This is a genomic window from Maribacter stanieri (assembly GCF_900112245.1).
GTDB classification, from domain to species: domain Bacteria; phylum Bacteroidota; class Bacteroidia; order Flavobacteriales; family Flavobacteriaceae; genus Maribacter; species Maribacter stanieri.
The window spans coordinates 31,744-51,570 of record NZ_FOYX01000002.1 but is presented as its reverse complement, the minus strand read 5'-3'; the positions used below and the strand labels follow the sequence as shown (position 1 = coordinate 51,570).

Here is a 19,827-nt window from a genome sequence, read left to right as displayed (position 1 = left end):
TTATTTAATTTGATTAAGGTCTATGTAATTCTTGATCTAATTTTGTTGCAATAGTCTCAGTTTTGAACCTTAAATTTTTGGCAATCGATAATTGATCTTTGGTTCTTAAAAGTCTATCTATAACACCGTTTTGATATTCTCTACTAACCAATAATTCTGGATAATTAGATTGATTACCATAGTTTTTAACTCGCTTGTAGTTGTAACTATTTTCAGGTAAAATTTCTAATAACGAAATATATTTTTCTATTACCGGTTTTAACCGATTGGTAATAATATTTTCAATTTTAATTTGTTGATTATTAAAGCTATCTAACTCGTTAGGGTAAGCAGCAATCAAATATTTAAGAGAGTCACTTTCAATAAATTCAAATTTGTTAGTAGCGTTTATGGAATTAATAGCCTCGTTTCTTACAATGGTTTTCTCATAGTTGAGATTAACAATTAACTTTTTGGCGTCTTGCGTTAATTCTTTTGGCTGTACACCTAGATAGTTAATTGTGTTTTGAAGCATTTGTATGCTCTTTGTATAATCTACAATAGCACTATCCAATACAATTAAATTTGTATCCAGCTCTTGACTTAAACTTTTATAAATTTTAAGCTCTACAACCCTATTTTTTTTAATTTCGTTTAAGTTGTTGATTTTCCAGGCAATCAATAGACCTACTACTATTAACGCTATTTCGCCAAGCGCGTAAATAAAGTATGTTTTAAATTTTTCTAGCCTTAATAATTTACTTCTAACCTTTCTGAACAATACCATTGAAAGCTATTTTGTAATCCGTTGTAAGACTTTTGTGTTTAAATAAAGCTCCATGATTTCTCACGAAGCTTTGAGCTAACATCAACAACAATTATTATCTATTTAGGTAACTATTTACTGCCGCAGTTCTACTTGTGGCATGGGCATTTAATTCATTCACCGCATTCTGAAAATCTGCACTAGAGTTTAAAAAGGTATACCCTTCAGTTTCAGAAGTTGCATAAGGTTCAATTAGCGCAGAATAGCTAGCATATAATGCTTGTACCGTTGCCTCGTTAAAAGGACCTTCAATAACTTCTTGAACGTAGGCATCATACTTAGCTTGGTAAACATCATCAGTATACAAGTATGATATTAATGGCCATTGAGATGCTGTAATATTTGAGAAATCTAACGCTGCAGAGCCTTGTTGTTTACCTGTTTGTAGAGCTTCATTATTGTCCCATGGTATCCACGTTAACTTACTGTTATCGGGATTATTATATAGATAGTAGTTGTGAGACATTCTACCATAAGTATCCCAATTTTGTATAACGGTATTGGTTGCCAAGTATTTCAAGAACACATCTGTATCAAGTGTTGCATCTAAATTTGTTCTCCATGCTGCAGCATCTGTTGTTCTTGACGCATCATGTAGAATATTTAAAAGACTTTCTACATCAGAAAAATCGGCATCATCTTCATTTGTCTTTTTAACATATTCATCTTCATCATAAGTACCTGCGGCAAAAGTAGCGGCATCACCATCTGGCTTATACAAATTTCCATCATCGTCAGAAAACTGCTCATCTATTACGGTATCATCAACCTCTTCTACAAGGGTATATAGTCCAAAATAAATAGGACCATCTCCATGATCAACATAAACCGTATAAAATGCAGTGTTAGAAACTGCTAAACCGGCATTACGAAATACATCTGCAGCTACTTTTTCACGTAGCATTGATTTATCGTCAAAGTTGTTTTTAAGGCTTAATTTTTTAAATCCATAAAAACGTTGATTATCAATTTGGGGGTAATCATCTTCAAACTCATCAAAATCTAGTTTAAAGGAAAGTTTTAAGTTTCCTGCTTGCCAAGTAGATTGTAAGCTAGAATTACCTTTAAATCGAACACCAACTCTATACCATTCTATACCTTCATAGAATACTTCTGCAGGAACAAATATAGGATCCTCATCAGTTGATGTAGTGCCCACTGGTCCGCCTCCTTGGCTAGATCCGCCAAAGGAACCATAAAGAGATGTCATGTTATCTAACATACTTTCCCAACGATCCTCGGTTATAACGATATCAAGGCGCTTTACCGCATTATCTTCAAATACCTCGTCAAAATCTGGGTCGGCATCTTTACTGTGTGTTGCCGTGGTCCAATCTGTAGCTTCAAAATCGGTATCGTCAACAGTAGTACTAACTTCTTCCTCTTCAACTATTTCTTCATCATCCTCGTCAGTACTTGTTACTGTGTCATCATCACTACAGGCAATAAAAACAGAAATGAATATGAAAAATAAGATCTTTTCAATCGGAAAAACAGACTTGATATCTTTATAACTCATGTGTAAAATTTTAAGGGTTAATTTGAATTAGTTTCTAGGTCTTCCTTTTGGTTTAGGAGCTTTTTCTAATTCTTCTTCAGTAAGAAAACCATCTTCATCAGTATCAATTTTATCGAAATCATCTTTTAAAGGTCCTTTTACTTCATCTTTAGAAAGTTGACCATCTTCGTCCTTATCCATTTGCTTTAAAAGCTCAGTAAATGTTGGGGGCTCTTTTTTTTCGCCTTTAGACTGTGCGTTAACTGCTACTGTTCCAAATGCAACTAACATGGCAAATAATAATCCTGTTTTTAATGTAATACGTTTCATATGTTTTAATTTTAATAATTAATATTCCAGAACAAAGATGTGAGAAACTTCAATGTAATATGAGCGCATTAAGTGTTTGCCGTTTACTTTTAAGTGAAAGACATATTTTAGACAGCGAACACTTTAGTTTCACCGGTTTATAGCCTTGTTTACGGGGTTTGTTTGAATTATTATTCCTTTTATTTGCAACATGAACAGACATAAGAATTTTATATTTCACGTAGCGCTATGGTTACTGATTTGGTCAACTGCTTGGATTTTTAGTGGCAGTGATATTCAATTTGCAGTGGAAAACGGAATGGCTCTCGTATTTCAGATTTTAGTTATTGCCATATTAATCTACTATACGGTTCCTCAATTATTATTAAAGAAAAAGTATATAGCATTTACTATTGTCTCTTTGATCACAGTTTTTGTAGTCACCTTAGTGTTGACTAACGTTTTACCAAACCAGATACTTGGGTTAGAAAACGTAGACCAGGTGCCAGGACCTAGATTTGGACCGGGACCGGGAGCTGGCGGACCAGCGGCCGGACCTAGATTTGAAGACGGACCGCCATTAGATGTTAACCGTAGGCCACCATCACGTTTTTTCATTAATCTGTTATTGATTGCAATTGCTTATGTGATAGCCACGCTTGTTGAAATATTTCTATTTGCTCAACGAAAAGAAGAGGAAATAGTTATCAATAAAAATGAAGCTTTACAAACAGAATTGAAGCTGTTGAAATCACAAATTAATCCACATTTTTTATTCAATGCCTTAAATAACATATATGCATTGTCTGCAATAGATTCTGGAAGAACACAACAGAGTATTAGTTATTTGTCTGATATGCTTAGGTATGTATTATATGAGTGTGAGCAAGAGATTGTACCGCTTTATAAAGAGATAGACTATATTGAAAATTATATAAAATTGTTTTGTCTTAAAAGCAGTAAAACATATCCTATAACGACTTCTTTTTCTATAGAAAACCAGAATATTCAAATTGTACCCATGTTATTGATTCCTTTTTTGGAAAATGCCTTAAAGCATAGTAATATTGAAAAAGTAACGGGCACATTTATTAATCTAAAAATTAATGCTACCGAAAATAGTATTGATTTTGAACTAGAGAATAGCAAGCCAGAATTTAAAGTCGTAAAGGATGATGTTGGTGGTATTGGAATTGAAAATGTAAAAAAACGTTTGGCAATTCTATATCCAAATCGACATGAATTAGTAATAAACGAGACCTCGCAAGCTTTTAAAGTGAATTTAAAATTACAATTGAATGAATAGTATAAATTGTATAGTCGTAGATGACGAAGAATTGGCACGTGCCCTACTAATAACTTATATAAAAAAGTTAGATTATTTAAATTTGGTAGGCCAGGCTGAGAATCCGTTAGAGGCTTTACAATTAATGAAAGAACATGACGTAGACGTTTTGTTCTTGGATATACAAATGCCCGAAATTAAAGGAACAGATTTTGCCAAAATGGTTGATTCCAATACTAAGATAATTTTTACCACAGCATACTCACAATACGCCTTAGAAGGCTATGAGTTAAATGCAGTTGATTACCTATTAAAACCAATAACGTTTGAGCGTTTTGTTACTGCCGTAAATAAAGTGAAACCGGGTAAAATCATTGAAAAGACCGATACCATTACTATAAAATCTGGCTATGACCTACATAAAGTAAAATATGAAGATATTCTTTATGTAGTTAGTGATAGTGAGTATGTTACCTTCCATTTAGGTGATAAGAAAATAATTAGCAATCAGCGATTAAAAGCTTTAGAACAAGAACTGCCGAGTTCTATGTTCATGAGAGTTCATCGATCTTATATTATTAATAAGAATAGCGTAACGGGATTAAAAGGTAGAGACTTACTTCTTTCTGATGTTATTATACCTGTAAGCGATTCGTATTATGACCAAGTAAAAGAAGAATTGTTTTAATCGAGATTCCTTTCCATTCTTATGCTTTGCAATAGTTTAAAATTTATGAATTATTCAACATATCTCTAAGTGTCTAATTTTTAGCGTACTATCATCACGACCGTTAAATTGTGAATATCTATTACATTTTTTGACGTTGCAAACTATGGCTAACGAGTATATTTAGCACCCCAAAAAAAATAGAAAATATGAGCGCAACTTGGTATGAGTGTAAAATAAAATATAGAAAGCTTGATGAAGCTTCAGGTATGTTGAAAGTGAAAACAGAACCTTTTTTGGTTGATGCTATTTCGTATACCGAAGCAGAAAGCAGAATTACAGAAGAAATGTCGGCTTATTTAAGCGATACCGAAGAAATAAAAATTACGAATATTAAGGTTGCTAATTTTGCTGAAATTCATCCGTTCGAGAATTCAGACAGATGGTTTAAATCAAAAGTATCGTTAATTGCTTTTGATGAAGAAAGTGGCAAAGAACGTAAAACCAATATGTATTTATTGATACAGGCTAACGACGTAAAGGAAGCTTATGATAATACCATTAGTGTTATGAAAGATACAATGGGTGAATACTCTGTACCTTCTATTGCGGAATCTCCAATTATGGATGTTTTTCCTTATTTCTCTGGTGAAGAGGATGATATGGAGCGTGTAGAAAAATTCAATATTATTAAGGATTCTATACCTGCAGTAGCAGAAGTTATTGAGGAAGATCCTATTGAAGCTGAAACCGAGGCGGAAGTAGAAGCTTAAGACCTAAATTCTCTAGGGCTTTTACCTTTTATTTTTTTAAAGGTTCGGTTAAAATGAGATAGATTTTCAAAGCCACAATCAAAAGCAATAGCCTGTATGTATTTGTCCGTAGTAGACAAATACATACAGGCTTGTTCTATTCTTGCCAAATTTAAAAAGGTAACAAATGAATGACCAACAGCACTTTTAAACCAGCGACAAAAGGATTGTTCTACCATATTTGTGCGCTGAGCCATTTGTGGTACCGTTAGTTTTTTATCTAAATTTTCAAGAATATAGCTGGTAGTAGACTTTATCTTGCTCTGCCCTTTTAAGTTTATAATAGAACTATGATAGGTCTTTGAAGAGAGGTATTTTCTATTCGTATCTTTAAATAGGCGATGTAATATTTGAAGTAAAACGGCTAACTGATCTACCTTGTGCAAAGCTACAAAACCATGTAGTAACCGTAGCGTTTCTTCATCAGGAGTAATAAACTGAATACCTCTTTCCGCTTCTTTATATAAAGGAAATAACATATCACATTCTTTTAAAGAACTAAAAATAGCAGCATGAAACTGTAGTACCATAGCCTCATACTTTTGCTTCGTATCTTGAACCAGCGAGGTATAATTATGTGGTAGGTTAGCGCCCAAAAGCATTAAATCATTTTCAAAAAAAGGCATGATACTATTGCCTACAAATCGGGTGCCTTGCCCCTTTATTATAAATGTAAGTTCTAACTCAGGATGATAATGCCAAAAAGGTTTAAAAGCATCTACTTCTAGTGTAAAAAAGTGAAATGAACTCTTGGTTTCTTGTAATCCAATTTTTTCTATAACAAGTTTCATATATCTTATATAAACATATAATAAGAATGAATTTAGTTAATAATGTTTAAATATGCATAGTATTGGTTAAAATAGAAAAACTAAAAGGCAAATGACATTTCTAAATTTACAGAACTAAAATTAGGACTATGCAAGAACATGATTTGCTTGACAGACATTATAAGCTTTCAAAAGAACAGAAAGATTTTTATCAAAAAAATAGATATATTAAATTGAAAGATGTTTTTGATTCAGAAACCTTATCCTATTTTAACAATGTAATTTCAAAGAAGGTTATAGAGTTAAATAGAGCTCCTAAGCCCTTAGAAAAAAGGGATACTTATGGTAAAGCTTTTGTGCAGTTATTCAACTTATGGCAAGAGGATGATGAAATTAAATCATTTGTATTTTCTGAACGCATGGCAAAGATTGCATCAGATTTATTACAAGTTGATGGTGTACGATTATATCATGATCAAGCATTGTTTAAAGAAGCTGGCGGTGGTATTACCCCTTGGCATGCAGATCAATACTATTGGCCATTAGAAACAGATAAAACTATAACCGCTTGGATTCCACTTCAAGAAACTCCGTTGTCTATGGGACCATTAGAGTTTAGTGCTGGCAGTCATGAAATAATGGATGGTAGAGACTTATCTATAAGCGATGAAAGTGAAAAAGCAATTCAGAACCGATTAAAGGTTACTGATTTTGAACATGTTATAGAGCCTTTTGATATTGGAGAAATTAGTTTTCACTCCGGTTGGATTTTTCATCGTGCAGGAGCTAATACAACCAATAATATACGAAAGGTTATGACCGTAATATATATGGATAAGGATATGAAGCTAAAAGCACCTAGTAATGAGGGTCAACAGAACGATTGGGATACTTGGTGTCCCGGAGTTAAAATTGGTGAAATAATAAATTCACCATTGAACCCTATTTTATATTAAATGAATACCATCAACTATTTATATCCTCATTGGGGAAGTGAACATTTAACAGCAGCGGGATTTATTAAATTGATAACTGATCATGGTTTTCAAGGTATAGAAATGAATCTACCAAATGATAACGTCTTTGAAATTGAACTATTAGATGAATTACAAAAAGCAAGAAACCTATATCCAAATTTCACAGTTGTTTTGCAGCAAGTTTTACCAGTAGAAGCAGAAACAGTTGATGAATATATTTCAAATGTTTTAAAACAATTAAAACGAACATTGCCATATCAGCCAGATTTTATAAATTCTCATACAGGAAAAGACCATTATTCTTTTGATGAAAATTGTAAAATCATAGAAGCAGTAGAATCATTTTCAGATATAAATAATATTCCAATTTATCATGAAATACATAGGGGTAGATTTACTTTTCATTCCACTACTACCCTTGCCTATTTAGAAAAATATCCTGATTTGAAATTAGTGGGAGATTTGTCTCATTGGTGTGTAACCTCTGAAAGCATGTTGCAAGATCAAGAACACATTCTCCAAAAGATTTTTCCACGTATTAAGCACATTCATGCCCGAATAGGTTTCGAGCAGAGTCCACAAGTAAACAATCCGTTTGCGCTTGAATGGGAAGATAGTTTAAATCAATTTACGGTTTGGTGGCAACAAATAATAAATGAGCATCAAAATATGGAAGATTATACCATTACTCCAGAATTTGGACCTTATCCATATATGCCACAAACTCCGTTTAACCAGATGCCATTGGCAAATCAGCAAGAATTAAATATTGAAATGCGAGACTTCTTAAAACGAAAAATAACTATTTATTAAAATGAGTTTGAACATAAAAAAAGAGGACCAATTAGGTCCTCCTTTTTGTTTAAAATAATAATTCTCTTATTTCATTATAAGTACGTCGTTTATAACGTGTACTACACCATTAGAAGCTTTTACATTTCCAAGAACAACTTCAGTCTTATTCCCTTTTTCATCTTTTAAAACAATTTTATCTCCATTAAGACTTGCCGTTAAATCTTTTCCGCCAACCGTTGTAAATGTATACTTTCCATTTGCTCCCTTTATAGCTTCTACCAGTTTATCGCTAGTAATTACTCCAGAAACTACATGATACTGAAGTACCTGGGTCAATAATTCTTTGTTATCTGGTTTTCCTAATTCTGCAATAGACATTTTTTTAGGTAGCTTCTCAAAAGCATTATTTGAAGGAGCAAAAACAGTATAACTTCCAGGTTCCGATAACATTTTATCTAAATCTGCAGCTTTCAAAGCAGAAACCAATGTAGATAGTTCTTCGTTATTGCTAGCTACTGCTGCAATACTGGTTGCCATCATTTCTTTTTTCTTCGTTTCTTCTTTTACTTTAGCCTCTTCAGCTTTCATATTACTTTCTTCCATGGAAATTTTCTCTTCCATAGCTTTTTTATCAGCGTCTTTTTTTGCTTGGTCTTTACATGAGCTCAAAGCAAGAACTACTACAGCAATACAAACTAAATTTTTAATATTTCGAGTTTTCATAATTAACTATGTTTATTTATTTACGTACTATTTTAACTTAGATTTCTATTATTGTCTTGCATTGAAATATTCTATTAAAGTATGTTACATTCAATGGATTTTAATATGTGAGGAATATTGAATTTATACCGGAACGTTATTGGTATGTTGTCTTCTTTCCCAATTTCTATGTTTAGCGATACTGCTTACAAAATTAGATGCAGTGTCATTAACATGAATAGCTTTGTCTTCTTTAAAATCAACTACGAAGGAAGCATTTAATAGCTCCTCACCTTCATCATTTACAGCAATGGCTTTGCAATACTTAAAAGTCTCATTTATAAACTTTAAATATTTTCCATTATTAAGCAATGTATTTATGGATTTCTCACCACCAGGAATGTAGATTGCATCAAATAGTACACTTTCGGTAGTCGCAATTGCAGCATCAACTTTATGTGACATACCTTCGTCACACTTTATGGAACCACCGTGTGGAGCTACAATTTTAACTACAGCACCTTCTTCTTCTAATGTTTGTTTAAAAGGTTTGAAATTCTTCATGCTAAATCCATCGGCTGCTAATACAGCTATTTGTCTAGTAGCAATACTGTCAAATTTGGTGTTGGCCATGCTCAGTGCTTCAGACTTCTCTAAATAAATTTTCTTCTTACCAGGTTGGTGTTTTTCTATATCCGCATCTGCTCCTATGGCTTGATTAATAGGTTTATCTATAGTAGATGGTATTTCCATACCAAGTCCTTCCGCTACTTCTTTAGAGAGGTCGGTATCAATTTGTGAAATCAGCCAAAGCATACGTTGTTTAATATGATCATGGTTACATTTTCCTAATTCAAAAGTATATGCGGCAACTACATGCTCCTTTTCCCAATCTGCTAGACTTCTGTAAAACAATGCAGGCTGTGAGAAGTGGTCATTAAAACTTTCACTCCTTGTTCTTATTTTCTTAGCATCAATACGCTCTTCATAAGAATGAAAAGCTCCTTCAGCCATTTTTGAAAGATGTGGACAACCCCCACTTAAACTATTTGGGAAATATGCTGTTTGTCCTTTAGGTATATCCATCTGCATATGGGCATCACGCTGATTATTATGCGTTTCCACAATAGGACGATTAATTGGAATTTGATGAAAATTAGGACTACCCAATCTAGATAACTGAGTATCACGATAAGAAAATAAACGCCCTTGTAATAAAGGATCATTTGTAAAATCTATACCAGGAACTATATGCCCAGGTAAAAATGCAACCTGTTCCGTCTCTGCAAAAAAGTTTTCTGGATTTCTGTTCAAAGTCATTTTACCTATTATTTTAACAGGCACCATTTCTTCAGGTATTAACTTTGTTGGATCCAATAAATCAAAATCATATTTATGCTCATCTTCTTCAGGTACAATTTGTACACCTAATTCCCATTCTGGGTAGTGTCCTGATTCAATAGCATCCCATAAATCTCTACGATGAAAATCTGGATCTGCACCATTTATTTTTACAGCTTCTTCCCAAGTAACTGAATGTACACCCAATTTTGGTTTCCAATGAAATTTAACGAAATTAGCTTCCCCTTTATCATTGATCAATCTGAACGTATGAATTCCAAAACCTTCCATCATTCGTAAACTTCTTGGAATTGCACGGTCGCTCATCACCCAAATATGATTATGAAGAGTTTCTGTAGTTAAAGAAACGAAATCATAAAAAGTATCATGCGCTGAGGCAGCTTGTGGAATTTCTTTATTAGGTTCTGGTTTAACCGAATGAATTAAATCAGGAAATTTCATGGCATCTTGAATAAAAAATATGGGCATGTTGTTCCCAACCAAATCCCATGTGCCTTCTTGTGTATAGAATTTTACAGCAAAACCTCTTACATCTCTTGCCAAATCTGGAGAGCCTTTAGAGCCTGCAACCGTTGAAAAACGTGCAAAAACAGGAGTCTTTCTTGCAGTATCAGTGAAAATACCAGCTTTACTATATTCTTCTAAACTATCATAAAGCTCAAAATATCCATGAGCCGCGCTACCACGAGCATGTACAATGCGTTCTGGTATTCTTTCATGGTCAAAATTTGTTATTTTTTCACGTAGTAAAAAATCTTCTAATAACGTTGATCCACGCTCACCAGATTTTAAGCTGTTATTTGTGTCATTGACTTTTAAACCTTGGTTGGTTGTCAATGCTTTACCGGACATATCCTTTTTGGACTTCTCTAAATCCTTAATTTTTTTAGTGTCAGTTTTATCGTTCTTCATAGTGTTAGGATGTTTTATTCTGAACAATAAAATTATAAGTAACCAGTAGTTATGATTAGCTGTGAAAAAAATAAAAAGAGCTCAAATAAGAATAAATGATGTAGTTATATCTTTGTAGGATTGAATCTTAAGAGTTTATAGTTCAAAAAAATAATAGGTGAATTGAATTCAATTGGAATAAGATATATTAGTGATTTTAAACAACCGTTCTACCTTACCTAAATTTAAAATTGCAGTATCACCTACTTTTTTAGAAATCAATATTCTGGCAATAGGAGAAAGAAACGATATTTTATTTTCAGCAATATTTGCTTCATCAACCCCTACAATTTGAAACTCTTGATCAGTTTTAGCAGAATCAATCAATAAAGAGACCGTTGCTCCAAACCTAACTTCATTTTTGGGTTGTTCTTCTAGGTTTACCATTTTTGCACTAGAAATGCGTTCATTCAATAATTGTAATTTGGCGTTTATTAAATTACTGGTTATACGACGTTCCTTTTCATTGTCATTTGGTAAAGATTCCTTTTCATTTTGTAATTTTTGTCGTTCTTCTAACAGCTTATTAAATCCATTTTTAGTCACGTAATTAACTGCTCCTACAGGTAAATCTGCCCTTGGCGGTACCATTGGTATTTCTTCTTGATCTTCTTCTTTTACGAACCCTCTACTCATTACTCTGTAATTTAGAATAAAGTTAGCCACTGGGCATGGGTAGCATTAATGAGATTCAATATTTAATTACCTCAATTGGTAATTTTTAATGAATGGAAGGTAGCATATCCTATTCCTAACAATAAATTCAAATTCAATGTGATTATTACACTTCCAGTTTCATTATATTTAGGTACTTAATAAACAACAACAAAATATGAGCTCAAGAAGAAATTTTATAGAAAAATTATCTGTTACCGCAATAGGTTTACCACTATTATATAGTCCGGCACAACTATTTGCCAATGATACGCAACCTTATGATGGACCAATTTTAAAGGTTGCTATTATGGGATTAGGTAGTTATGGTACACGAGTAGCAGAAGCAATGACATCTTGTAAAAGAGCTAAGTTGGTGGGTGTCATTAGCGGAACTCCCTCTAAGGTCAAGCAATGGCAATCTAAATATAGTATTCCGGCAAAGAACTGCTATAACTATGAAAATTTCGATGCCATAAAAGATAATCCAGATATTGATGCAGTCTACATTATTACTCCAAATGGGTTGCATAAAGATCAGACGTTACGAGTAGCTAAAGCTGGTAAGCATGTAATTTCTGAAAAGCCAATGGGTATTAATGCCGAGGAAGGTCAGCAAATGGTTGATGCTTGTAAAGCAGCTAATGTAAAATTACTGATCGGGTATAGAATGCATTTTGAACCTAAAACAGTAGCAGTTATTCAAATGCGAAAAGACGGTGTATTTGGTGATACTAAATTTTTTCAAGGTCAATCTGGATTTACCATTGGTGATCCTACGCAATGGCGTTTAAATAAGGAATTGTCTGGTGGTGGTGCCATGATGGATATTGGTATTTACTCTATAAACGGAGCTAGATATATGCTAGGCGAAGAACCTATTTGGGTTACCGCACAGGAAACAAAAACGGATCCGGTAAAATTCAAAGAAGGTATTGATGAAACCATTCAGTTTCAAATGGGTTTCCCTAGTGGTGCAGTGGCAAATTGCCTTTCAACTTATAACATGAGCAATTTAGACAGGTTTTATATGACTGGATCTAAAGGTTTTGTTGAAATGCAACCTTCCACAGGATATGGACCTATAGAGGGGCGCACCCATGAAGGAAAATTGACCCAACCACACATTACGCACCAAACATTACAAATGGACGGTATGGCAGCGTTAATTTTTGATGGTGTACAACCCATTGTACCAGTTGACGGAGAGGAAGGTGTTAAGGATATGAAAATTATAGATGCAATTTTCTTAGCGGCAAAAACCGGAGAGAAAGTTACCTTGTAATTAATACTCCATAAGTTCAATAGAACGAAAATCAATAGGGTGGCTGTTTGACTGTAAGGAGATAAAGCCACCTTTTACTTTTTTGTCCCCATTGGTCATCAACAATTTTGCTGTAGCGTTTTCACTATTATAAGTTGGGTTGGAGTATCTTAAAATTTCTTCACCATTAACATAGTGGATAATTAAACCATCTTTAATATCAATTTCAGCAGTAACCCATTGATCCCCGTGAAATGTTTTTAAAACATCAGCAGGTATGCAAGTTGTTTTATTCTGTACTCCATTATGCTCTATGAACATTCCGTTAGTGCATGCAGCACCTAAAGGGCGTTCGTCTGTTCCATTTCCTCCATGAAAATTATATTCTAAACAAACAGGAAAGGCTTGATCTAACTTTTGAGTTGCTGGCGGTTGGCCATGAAATTGAATTCCACTATCACGATAACCCCAAGTTGGAGCACCTGGTGCCGTTTCTCCCACAAATCTATACACAACCCTTAATCTATAATTGGTAAGATATTTATCATAATATACTGTACCGAACCTATCGCCAAATTCCGGTCCGTATTCATCATACCTAACTTTTAGAATACCATCTTCTACCCTTAAGGTATTGCCGAAATTTTCACCTAATTCATGTCCAGGAATTTTAATGGTCCATCCAGTTAAGTCATTTCCATTAAAAATAGAAACCCATCTTGTTTCAGTTTTGGCAGCATCTAGCTTAATTGCAGAACTTGTGGTATTAGGTACCTTTTTGTTTCCACAAGAAATTGACAGCACTAATGAAATGACAAAAAATACTTTGGTAAATGTAGAATGGATATTCATTTTCAGACAGAATTAAAAATCAATTTTAAATGTACTGAAAAATAAGTATGATTATTTAAATCTACTTGTTGTAATCTACTTCTAATATGAAATACTAAGAATTCAATGAATTATCGTTTATATATTCTAAAAACCGGGACTTGTATTGTTCAGAAACGGTGATGCGTTGTTTGTTGATAATGATTTGACTACGCTCAATTACTTCAACATACTTTAGAGATACAATAAAAGAGCGGTGTACACGCATAAAATTAGAGTTGGGTAATTCTTCTTCTAAACTCTTTAAACTCATTAAAGTTAGAATTGGCTTAGGGTTATCTTTTATCCATATTTTTATGTAGTCCTTCAATCCTTCAAAATATTGGACGTCAGCCAATTTAATGCGCAATTGTTTGTATTCTGATTTTACAAAAAGGAATTCCTTTTCATCAGATACTATAGAAGGTTGTGTATTGCCTTTTACCAAAGAGAACCATTCTAAGGCTTTGTTGGCAGCGGTTAAGAACTCGGCATAATCAAACGGTTTTAGCAAATAATCTAAAGCCTCCACTTTAAAACCCTCTAATGCATATTGGTCAAAAGCAGTTGTAAAAATTACTCTAGAATGTTTTGGAAGCATTTTAGAAAATTCTATTCCAGTTAAATCCGGCATTTGAATATCCAGAAATAATAGGTCTACTTTTTCAGTATTTAAAAACTGCATGGCTTCTATGGCGCTATTGCATTTCTTTTTCAACGTTAAATACGGAGTTTTCTCTACATAACTTTCTACTAGGTTAACAGCCATAGGCTCATCGTCAACAATCATGCAAGTAATTTGTATGCTTTCCATATCAGGTTTCTAATTTTAATAGTCTAAAAGATTTTTCTGTATTTATTTTACGGTATATCTAACTAATACTTCGTTATCTAAAATTACATTTGTTGACCATATAAATTGAGCATCTTCTTCATTATTATCAAACACATCAATAAAGTTAGTATAGGCAGGTTTATTATCCACACCTATGGTATTATTTGAAAACTCGGTTGCATTTGGCCAATCACTATCATCAAAATCTGCCGATTCCCAATTTGATGGTGTTTTCCAATGCAAAGCATAATAAGAAGTACCATCATTAGAATCTTCAGTACTGCAAGCATCACTTAATCTTAAAGATCCTTCTTCAGAAGCACAAGACAAATCCTTTAAAGGTGCTGTGTAAAATGTTTGGGCTTTCCATGCAGAATTTGTAGTAGCAATTATATCATCTTTAGAATTTTTAAAAACAGCGACTATACCACCATCTCCTGGGTGAAACGCTTGCCCCCTATTTGCCTCTGATCCTAAACCACTATTTTCTTCCCAGTCTACCAATTTCATAGCTATTGTAAAAGGCGTGTTTACCTTAAAGCGAACGATATTAGAATTGAATTGAGTAAAAGGAACATTGTCTTTGCCTACTTCAATACCATTGATGTACATTTCAAAATAGTTATCGGCAAATATGTATGCTGTAATTATTTCACCATCAGTATCAACTTCTATAACATCTGTTCCGTCTAAAGCGGCTAATGCTTCATCTGCAGATGTATATTCTACCTTTGTACACGGATTAAATAAATCTGATGCAAAAGGAAAACTTTCATTGGTAAAATTCACTTCTGCAGGAACCGTCCATTCACTGCCATCTGTAGCAGTAGACGTACCAATTGGTGCTTCTCTGCCCCTATCACACTCAAAAATGTTTTCAGTAAGAACGGTTGCTGACCCTTGAGATACAGACGCTGATCCTGTATAAGTTTCTGAATTATCAGGTGTTGTATTTTTACTGTTTTGACCATTTTTACAAGCTGTCATCGTTAAAGAAGCGAAAACAAAGAGTAGTAAAGTGTTCTTTAAGTATATCATTGAATTGTTATTTTTAATTTGAGTCTATAAAGGTTAATGTTGTTCTATCAATAATTTTCACCGTAGCCAATGCATTCATAAATACATTGTAATCTACATTTAAACTATGTTTTTTTGGTAAACTACTTGGCGTTTCTGAAAGGGCATAAAGAGCTAGAGTATACTCATGCTTGCCTTTTCCAAGAGAACATGGAGATGTATATGATATTGCAGTACCATCTTTATTGACTCCCATAAACCAATTTCCTTTAGAAGCCATTTTATATGGTATTCCTGTGGTTTCTGGATTTATATCCCATAATAGCAGATATGAATTAATCTCTGTTCTATCATTTTTCTTTGGATAATGATACATGACAACTGCTAACGATTTATTGCCTTCTGGAACATTTTCCCATGAAAGAGGAATGGAATTTTCAACATCATTTACCTTCTCTTCACATTTATAATCATCCAATAAAACACCATTCTTTATGGCGATACTAGTTAGTTTAAAATCTGAATGAATTGTTTTAAAGTCATCATGATTTACTTCTGTTATTTCTCTGTTACTATTTTTACAAGACAATAAGCAAATAAAAAGAAAGGGAACTATAAATTTTGAATATTTCATTTTCTTGGGGTATAGGTTTCAAGTTTTGAAGAACCATCAGGATTTATAAATTGATAGCTATAATTATCTTCGCTGTCCCAATTATAATTGATAATATATTCTTTGGAATCTAAACTGTAGGTTAAGGAATATGAGTTCTCTCCTAAGAATTTAAAATCAATAATCTCCGCACCTCGTAACGGTCTTAACGCAGGTCTTAATTCTTGTGTTCTAGGTTGCGGATACACTTGGTTTTCAGGTGCTTTTGTTTTTGGGTCTAATTGTACTTCGCCCCGCATACCTGCAATAAAATAGGGATATTCTTTAATGGTGTGATATTGATACGAACCATCTGGATTTGTTTTTCCTAAATATTCATCTAATGTATCTGTGGTTTCTCCATAAACCGGAAAACCATCAACAGCATAAGCAACTGGATTCCACGCACCAACTTGGTCCTGCAAATGTAGAGGTGGTAAATGGTAGTGATAATCATCTGCACGACCACAATGTCCGCCCCAATTATCTAATTCTCCAATAGCATTGGCATCTTCGCCTCTGTTATTTAAAGGGTTGAAAATGGGTATTCCATTCACCGCAACAGCAATTGCTCCTTTTAACAAATTGGTTTTTGTAGATAACGGATGTTCAGCCATTTTTGGATGCGTAGGTATTGCCCAACTATTGTCACCGGTATAATTTTGCTTAATAGGCACTTGTTGTTGCCAGTTTGTAATACCAACCATCATATCATGATCTGGTAAGCCATTGGATGAAACATAAAGATAGTTTTCGTCCGAATGTGTACTGACATCTTCAAATCTCTCAAAAAAAGCTCGCATCTCTGCAACGTTGTTTTCTGGTACTTCTAAATTATTGGTTTTAGTAGAATTCACATTTTTACAGGATACAATCAAAATAACCCCTAAACCAAGTACTCCATGTGTTAGGTACACTACTGTTTTTTGTTTTATCAGCTTAAAAACAGAAAAAGACAAAAGAAGAATACCGAAACCAATAAGCGCCCAATCAAAAATTGATAATGATTGTGAACCAAGTTGAATAGCTGTTCTGCTATTTAATGAATGAATGAACTCATTTTTTGTTTTAATAAACTTTTGATCAGCTTCTGCAAAGTCTGTAATTTGAAAAGTTTGAATACTATGGTTGCCGTCCATAAGCCAAACTTCACCATTTTCATATGAAATAAAATGAGCCTTGAATAGTTCATTTGTAGTTAACTCCCATTGTTTGGATGGAATTCCATGTCCGCCTTCATGAGCGGAAATAGAATTACTTATTAGAAGAAAAATGCAAATTAGAAATGTATATTTTTTGTGATTCATTGATTGGGGTTCTATATTCTTTTTCAGTGTTTTAAATTTCAATTTTTAAATACACAGAATAAATTCCGTTCTTGATTTCTTGCTGAAAAAGATGTTTGCCAGGGTATAATAACTCTAATCTTTTCTTAAGGTTGGGTAGACCAATACCAGAACCACTTTTATCATTTATTTGTTTAGGGAAATTGTAATTTTCGATTTTAAAAATCACTACATTTTCATTAGTAATCATATCTATTGAAATTACACTCTCTTTACTGGCAGAAACCCCATGTTTAAAAGCATTTTCAATTAGAGAGATGAACAGTAATGGAGCAATTTTAGTCTGTGGCTCACTAATTGGAAAACTAGATTCTACGGTTGTTTTATCTGTTAAACGAAGATTCATTAAGTCGATATACTTTCTCATGAATTCAATTTCCTTTGAAAGAGGAACTAATTCAGTACTTGTTTCATATAGCAAATAGCGCATTAGCTTGCCTAAACTATGAATAGTAGATTTTGCTTTATCTGGAGATATATCTACAAGTGAATAAATATTATTCAAAGAATTGAAAAAGAAATGGGGTTGTAGCTGATATCTAAGATGTTGCAGTTCCGTTTGTAATTTAAAGTTATCCGCTTCCTTTTTCTCTGCTTCAGTTCTAACCCATCTTTTAGTGGTCTTAATGGCTATTGAAAAAAGTAAAGGAGCAGCATAGGATAACATTTGTACATATAAGAACAGTTTAAATGGAGGTCCTTCCCTATTATCCTCTGGCGGACGTTTCTTTATGAGTTCGGCAAAATAATTATCCTCAATAAATTCTTTCATCAAAATAAAAAAACCGATAATCACTAAATTGATAAGAATAAATACTACCGTTTTATTCGAAAAAAGGAATTTGTCTATTAGTATGAAATAATTCAGATAAAATATGATTGCATAGAACAACATCGGTATTAAGAAATGGGCAATTAATCTATTATTGTCCAATTCTTGACCGTATGATAAAACAAAAGGTATGCTGAACAGCACCAGCCATATTAGTAGATGCTGAACTATGATTATTTTTTTATTCTTGTACATAATTATTTATTCATAACGTAATGCTGTGATAGGATCTAGTGACGATGCTTTTCTTGCAGGATACCATCCAAAGAAAATACCTGTTACCGCACAAACGGCAAACGATATTATTATTGAATACAATGCCACACTTGTAGGCCAATGTAAGAACTTTTCTATAAAAACGGTAGCACCTAAACCTAAGATTACACCAAGTAGTCCACCAGTAATACTTATTAAAATTGCTTCAATAAGAAATTGCATCAAAATATCAGAACCTTTACCGCCAACAGCCATACGAAGTCCTATTTCTTTTGTTCGCTCTTTTACCGATACGTACATGATATTCATAATGCCTATACCACCAATTAATAATGAAATACTGGCAACTGCAACTAAAAGAATAGTAAGCATTTCACTGGTAGAGCTAAATGTTGAAATTAGCTCCTCCATGGAACGAACCGTAAAATCATCATCTTCGGTATACATTAACTTATGTTCTGCACGTAAAATGTCGGTAACCTCTATTACAGCATCGGGTGCATCATCTTCACTAATGGCAGATGCCATGATCTGATTCAAATAATCAATAGCCAGAATTCGTTTTTGTACCGTGGTGTAAGGAGCGATAACCACATCATCTTGATCTTGCCCAAATGTATTCTCCCCTTTTTCTTCTAAAACTCCAATAACTTTAAACGGAATATTATCAAAACGAATCATTTGACCTACAGGGTCTTGACCATCAGGAAATACATTGTCTACAACGGTTTGTCCAAGAACAACAACTTTAGAGGCAGATTTTACTTCGGCATCGGTGAACATACTCCCGCTTTGAAGCCCCACAACTTTAATCTCCAAATATTCTGGGTTAACACCATAGATGGTACTTGGCCAGTTATTGGCACCGTTTATTACTTGTCCGCCGCCATTAACAATAGGTGTTATATAACTTAGAAGTGTAGATTGATTTTTTATCGTTTCATAATTAGCAAGCGTTAGAGTTTGTACATCACCACCACTACCCCTTGCAGGACCTCTATCATCTGCCCCAGGACGTATAGTTATCATATTAGATCCCATACTTGAAATGGTACTTCTAATACTCTCTTTAGAACCTTCACCTATAGCTAACATGGCAATTACCGAAGCTACGCCAATGATAATCCCTAACATGGTCAACAAAGTTCTTGTTTTGTTTAGAATTATAGCTTTGAAAGCGATTTTAAATAGATTTAATAGTCTCATAA

General features: G+C 33.6%; 20 protein-coding genes. 6 read left to right on the top strand and 14 right to left on the bottom strand.

Annotated features, from left to right (window positions below; all coding sequences use genetic code 11):
• Nucleotides 1-13: 13 nt before the first annotated feature.
• The 3 genes from BM296_RS10575 to BM296_RS10565 all read right to left on the bottom strand — a co-directional run bounded on the left by BM296_RS10575 (nucleotide 14) and on the right by BM296_RS10565 (nucleotide 2,633).
• Nucleotides 14-766 carry a hypothetical protein gene (locus BM296_RS10575; protein ID WP_091903037.1) on the bottom strand — a complete coding sequence of 251 codons (753 nt, stop codon included), beginning with the start codon at nucleotides 764-766 and terminating at the stop codon, nucleotides 14-16.
• A 94-nt stretch (nucleotides 767-860) separates the two neighbouring features.
• The gene (locus BM296_RS10570; protein ID WP_091903036.1) at nucleotides 861-2,324 is read right to left on the bottom strand and encodes a CotH kinase family protein; all 1,464 of its coding nucleotides are present in this window, start codon (nucleotides 2,322-2,324) and stop codon (nucleotides 861-863) included.
• A gap of 27 nt (nucleotides 2,325-2,351) precedes the next feature.
• Nucleotides 2,352-2,633 carry a CREC-EF hand family protein gene (locus BM296_RS10565; RefSeq protein ID WP_073244352.1) on the bottom strand — a complete coding sequence of 94 codons (282 nt, stop codon included), beginning with the start codon at nucleotides 2,631-2,633 and terminating at the stop codon, nucleotides 2,352-2,354.
• A gap of 190 nt (nucleotides 2,634-2,823) precedes the next feature.
• Between BM296_RS10565 and BM296_RS10560 the strand changes: the two genes are divergently transcribed.
• The 3 genes from BM296_RS10560 (at nucleotide 2,824) to BM296_RS10550 (ending at nucleotide 5,337) form a co-directional block, all read left to right on the top strand.
• A complete protein-coding gene (locus tag BM296_RS10560) occupies nucleotides 2,824-3,918 on the top strand; it encodes a sensor histidine kinase (protein ID WP_091903035.1) in 1,095 nt (364 codons plus the stop codon).
• Entirely contained in the window at nucleotides 3,911-4,585 is a 675-nt protein-coding gene (locus BM296_RS10555) for a LytR/AlgR family response regulator transcription factor (RefSeq protein WP_091903034.1), read from the top strand. The genes BM296_RS10560 and BM296_RS10555 overlap by 8 nt, the downstream gene beginning before the upstream one ends.
• A gap of 188 nt (nucleotides 4,586-4,773) precedes the next feature.
• Complete coding sequence (locus BM296_RS10550; RefSeq protein WP_091903033.1) at nucleotides 4,774-5,337, top strand: DUF4494 domain-containing protein; 564 nt, start codon at nucleotides 4,774-4,776, stop codon at nucleotides 5,335-5,337.
• Here BM296_RS10550 and BM296_RS10545 read toward each other — a convergent pair.
• Nucleotides 5,334-6,167: an AraC family transcriptional regulator gene (locus BM296_RS10545; protein ID WP_091903032.1), complete on the bottom strand. Its 834-nt coding sequence runs from the start codon at nucleotides 6,165-6,167 to the stop codon at nucleotides 5,334-5,336. The genes BM296_RS10550 and BM296_RS10545 overlap by 4 nt on opposite strands.
• A gap of 128 nt (nucleotides 6,168-6,295) precedes the next feature.
• On the opposite strand from BM296_RS10545, the gene BM296_RS10540 reads away from it, so the two are divergent.
• Both BM296_RS10540 and BM296_RS10535 read left to right on the top strand, forming a co-directional pair.
• On the top strand, nucleotides 6,296-7,102 hold the full coding sequence (locus tag BM296_RS10540) for a phytanoyl-CoA dioxygenase family protein (RefSeq protein ID WP_091903031.1): 807 nt from the start codon (nucleotides 6,296-6,298) through the stop codon (nucleotides 7,100-7,102).
• A complete protein-coding gene (locus BM296_RS10535) occupies nucleotides 7,103-7,936 on the top strand; it encodes an IolE/MocC family protein (protein WP_091903030.1) in 834 nt (277 codons plus the stop codon). It begins immediately after the preceding gene.
• A gap of 66 nt (nucleotides 7,937-8,002) precedes the next feature.
• Here BM296_RS10535 and BM296_RS10530 read toward each other — a convergent pair whose 3' ends face one another.
• The 3 genes from BM296_RS10530 to BM296_RS10520 all read right to left on the bottom strand — a co-directional run bounded on the left by BM296_RS10530 (nucleotide 8,003) and on the right by BM296_RS10520 (nucleotide 11,569).
• The gene (locus BM296_RS10530) at nucleotides 8,003-8,641 is read right to left on the bottom strand and encodes a fasciclin domain-containing protein (RefSeq protein WP_091903029.1); all 639 of its coding nucleotides are present in this window, start codon (nucleotides 8,639-8,641) and stop codon (nucleotides 8,003-8,005) included.
• Nucleotides 8,642-8,764: 123 nt separating this feature from the next.
• On the bottom strand, nucleotides 8,765-10,894 hold the full coding sequence (locus BM296_RS10525) for a catalase (RefSeq protein ID WP_091903028.1): 2,130 nt from the start codon (nucleotides 10,892-10,894) through the stop codon (nucleotides 8,765-8,767).
• A gap of 168 nt (nucleotides 10,895-11,062) precedes the next feature.
• Complete coding sequence (locus tag BM296_RS10520; RefSeq protein ID WP_091903027.1) at nucleotides 11,063-11,569, bottom strand: GreA/GreB family elongation factor; 507 nt, start codon at nucleotides 11,567-11,569, stop codon at nucleotides 11,063-11,065.
• A gap of 196 nt (nucleotides 11,570-11,765) precedes the next feature.
• On the opposite strand from BM296_RS10520, the gene BM296_RS10515 reads away from it, so the two are divergent.
• Nucleotides 11,766-12,872: a Gfo/Idh/MocA family protein gene (locus BM296_RS10515; protein ID WP_091903026.1), complete on the top strand. Its 1,107-nt coding sequence runs from the start codon at nucleotides 11,766-11,768 to the stop codon at nucleotides 12,870-12,872.
• On the opposite strand, the gene BM296_RS10510 is transcribed toward BM296_RS10515, so the two are convergent.
• The 7 genes from BM296_RS10510 to BM296_RS10480 all read right to left on the bottom strand — a co-directional run bounded on the left by BM296_RS10510 (nucleotide 12,873) and on the right by BM296_RS10480 (nucleotide 19,825).
• On the bottom strand, nucleotides 12,873-13,703 hold the full coding sequence (locus tag BM296_RS10510) for a 3-keto-disaccharide hydrolase (protein WP_091903025.1): 831 nt from the start codon (nucleotides 13,701-13,703) through the stop codon (nucleotides 12,873-12,875). It lies immediately after the preceding gene.
• Nucleotides 13,704-13,797: 94 nt separating this feature from the next.
• Nucleotides 13,798-14,535, bottom strand: a complete 738-nt coding sequence (locus BM296_RS10505; RefSeq protein ID WP_218157885.1) for a LytR/AlgR family response regulator transcription factor — start codon at nucleotides 14,533-14,535, stop codon at nucleotides 13,798-13,800.
• Between the two features lie 42 nt (nucleotides 14,536-14,577).
• Complete coding sequence (locus BM296_RS10500) at nucleotides 14,578-15,594, bottom strand: hypothetical protein (RefSeq protein WP_091903024.1); 1,017 nt, start codon at nucleotides 15,592-15,594, stop codon at nucleotides 14,578-14,580.
• A gap of 13 nt (nucleotides 15,595-15,607) precedes the next feature.
• Nucleotides 15,608-16,207, bottom strand: a complete 600-nt coding sequence (locus BM296_RS10495) for a YbhB/YbcL family Raf kinase inhibitor-like protein (protein WP_091903023.1) — start codon at nucleotides 16,205-16,207, stop codon at nucleotides 15,608-15,610.
• Complete coding sequence (locus BM296_RS10490; protein WP_091903765.1) at nucleotides 16,204-17,532, bottom strand: YHYH protein; 1,329 nt, start codon at nucleotides 17,530-17,532, stop codon at nucleotides 16,204-16,206. Before BM296_RS10490 ends, BM296_RS10495 begins: the two co-directional genes overlap by 4 nt.
• Nucleotides 17,533-17,563: 31 nt before the next feature.
• On the bottom strand, nucleotides 17,564-18,598 hold the full coding sequence (locus BM296_RS10485; RefSeq protein ID WP_091903022.1) for a sensor histidine kinase: 1,035 nt from the start codon (nucleotides 18,596-18,598) through the stop codon (nucleotides 17,564-17,566).
• Nucleotides 18,599-18,604: 6 nt separating this feature from the next.
• Nucleotides 18,605-19,825 carry an ABC transporter permease gene (locus BM296_RS10480; protein ID WP_091903021.1) on the bottom strand — a complete coding sequence of 407 codons (1,221 nt, stop codon included), beginning with the start codon at nucleotides 19,823-19,825 and terminating at the stop codon, nucleotides 18,605-18,607.
• Between the last annotated feature and the right edge of the window lie 2 nt (nucleotides 19,826-19,827).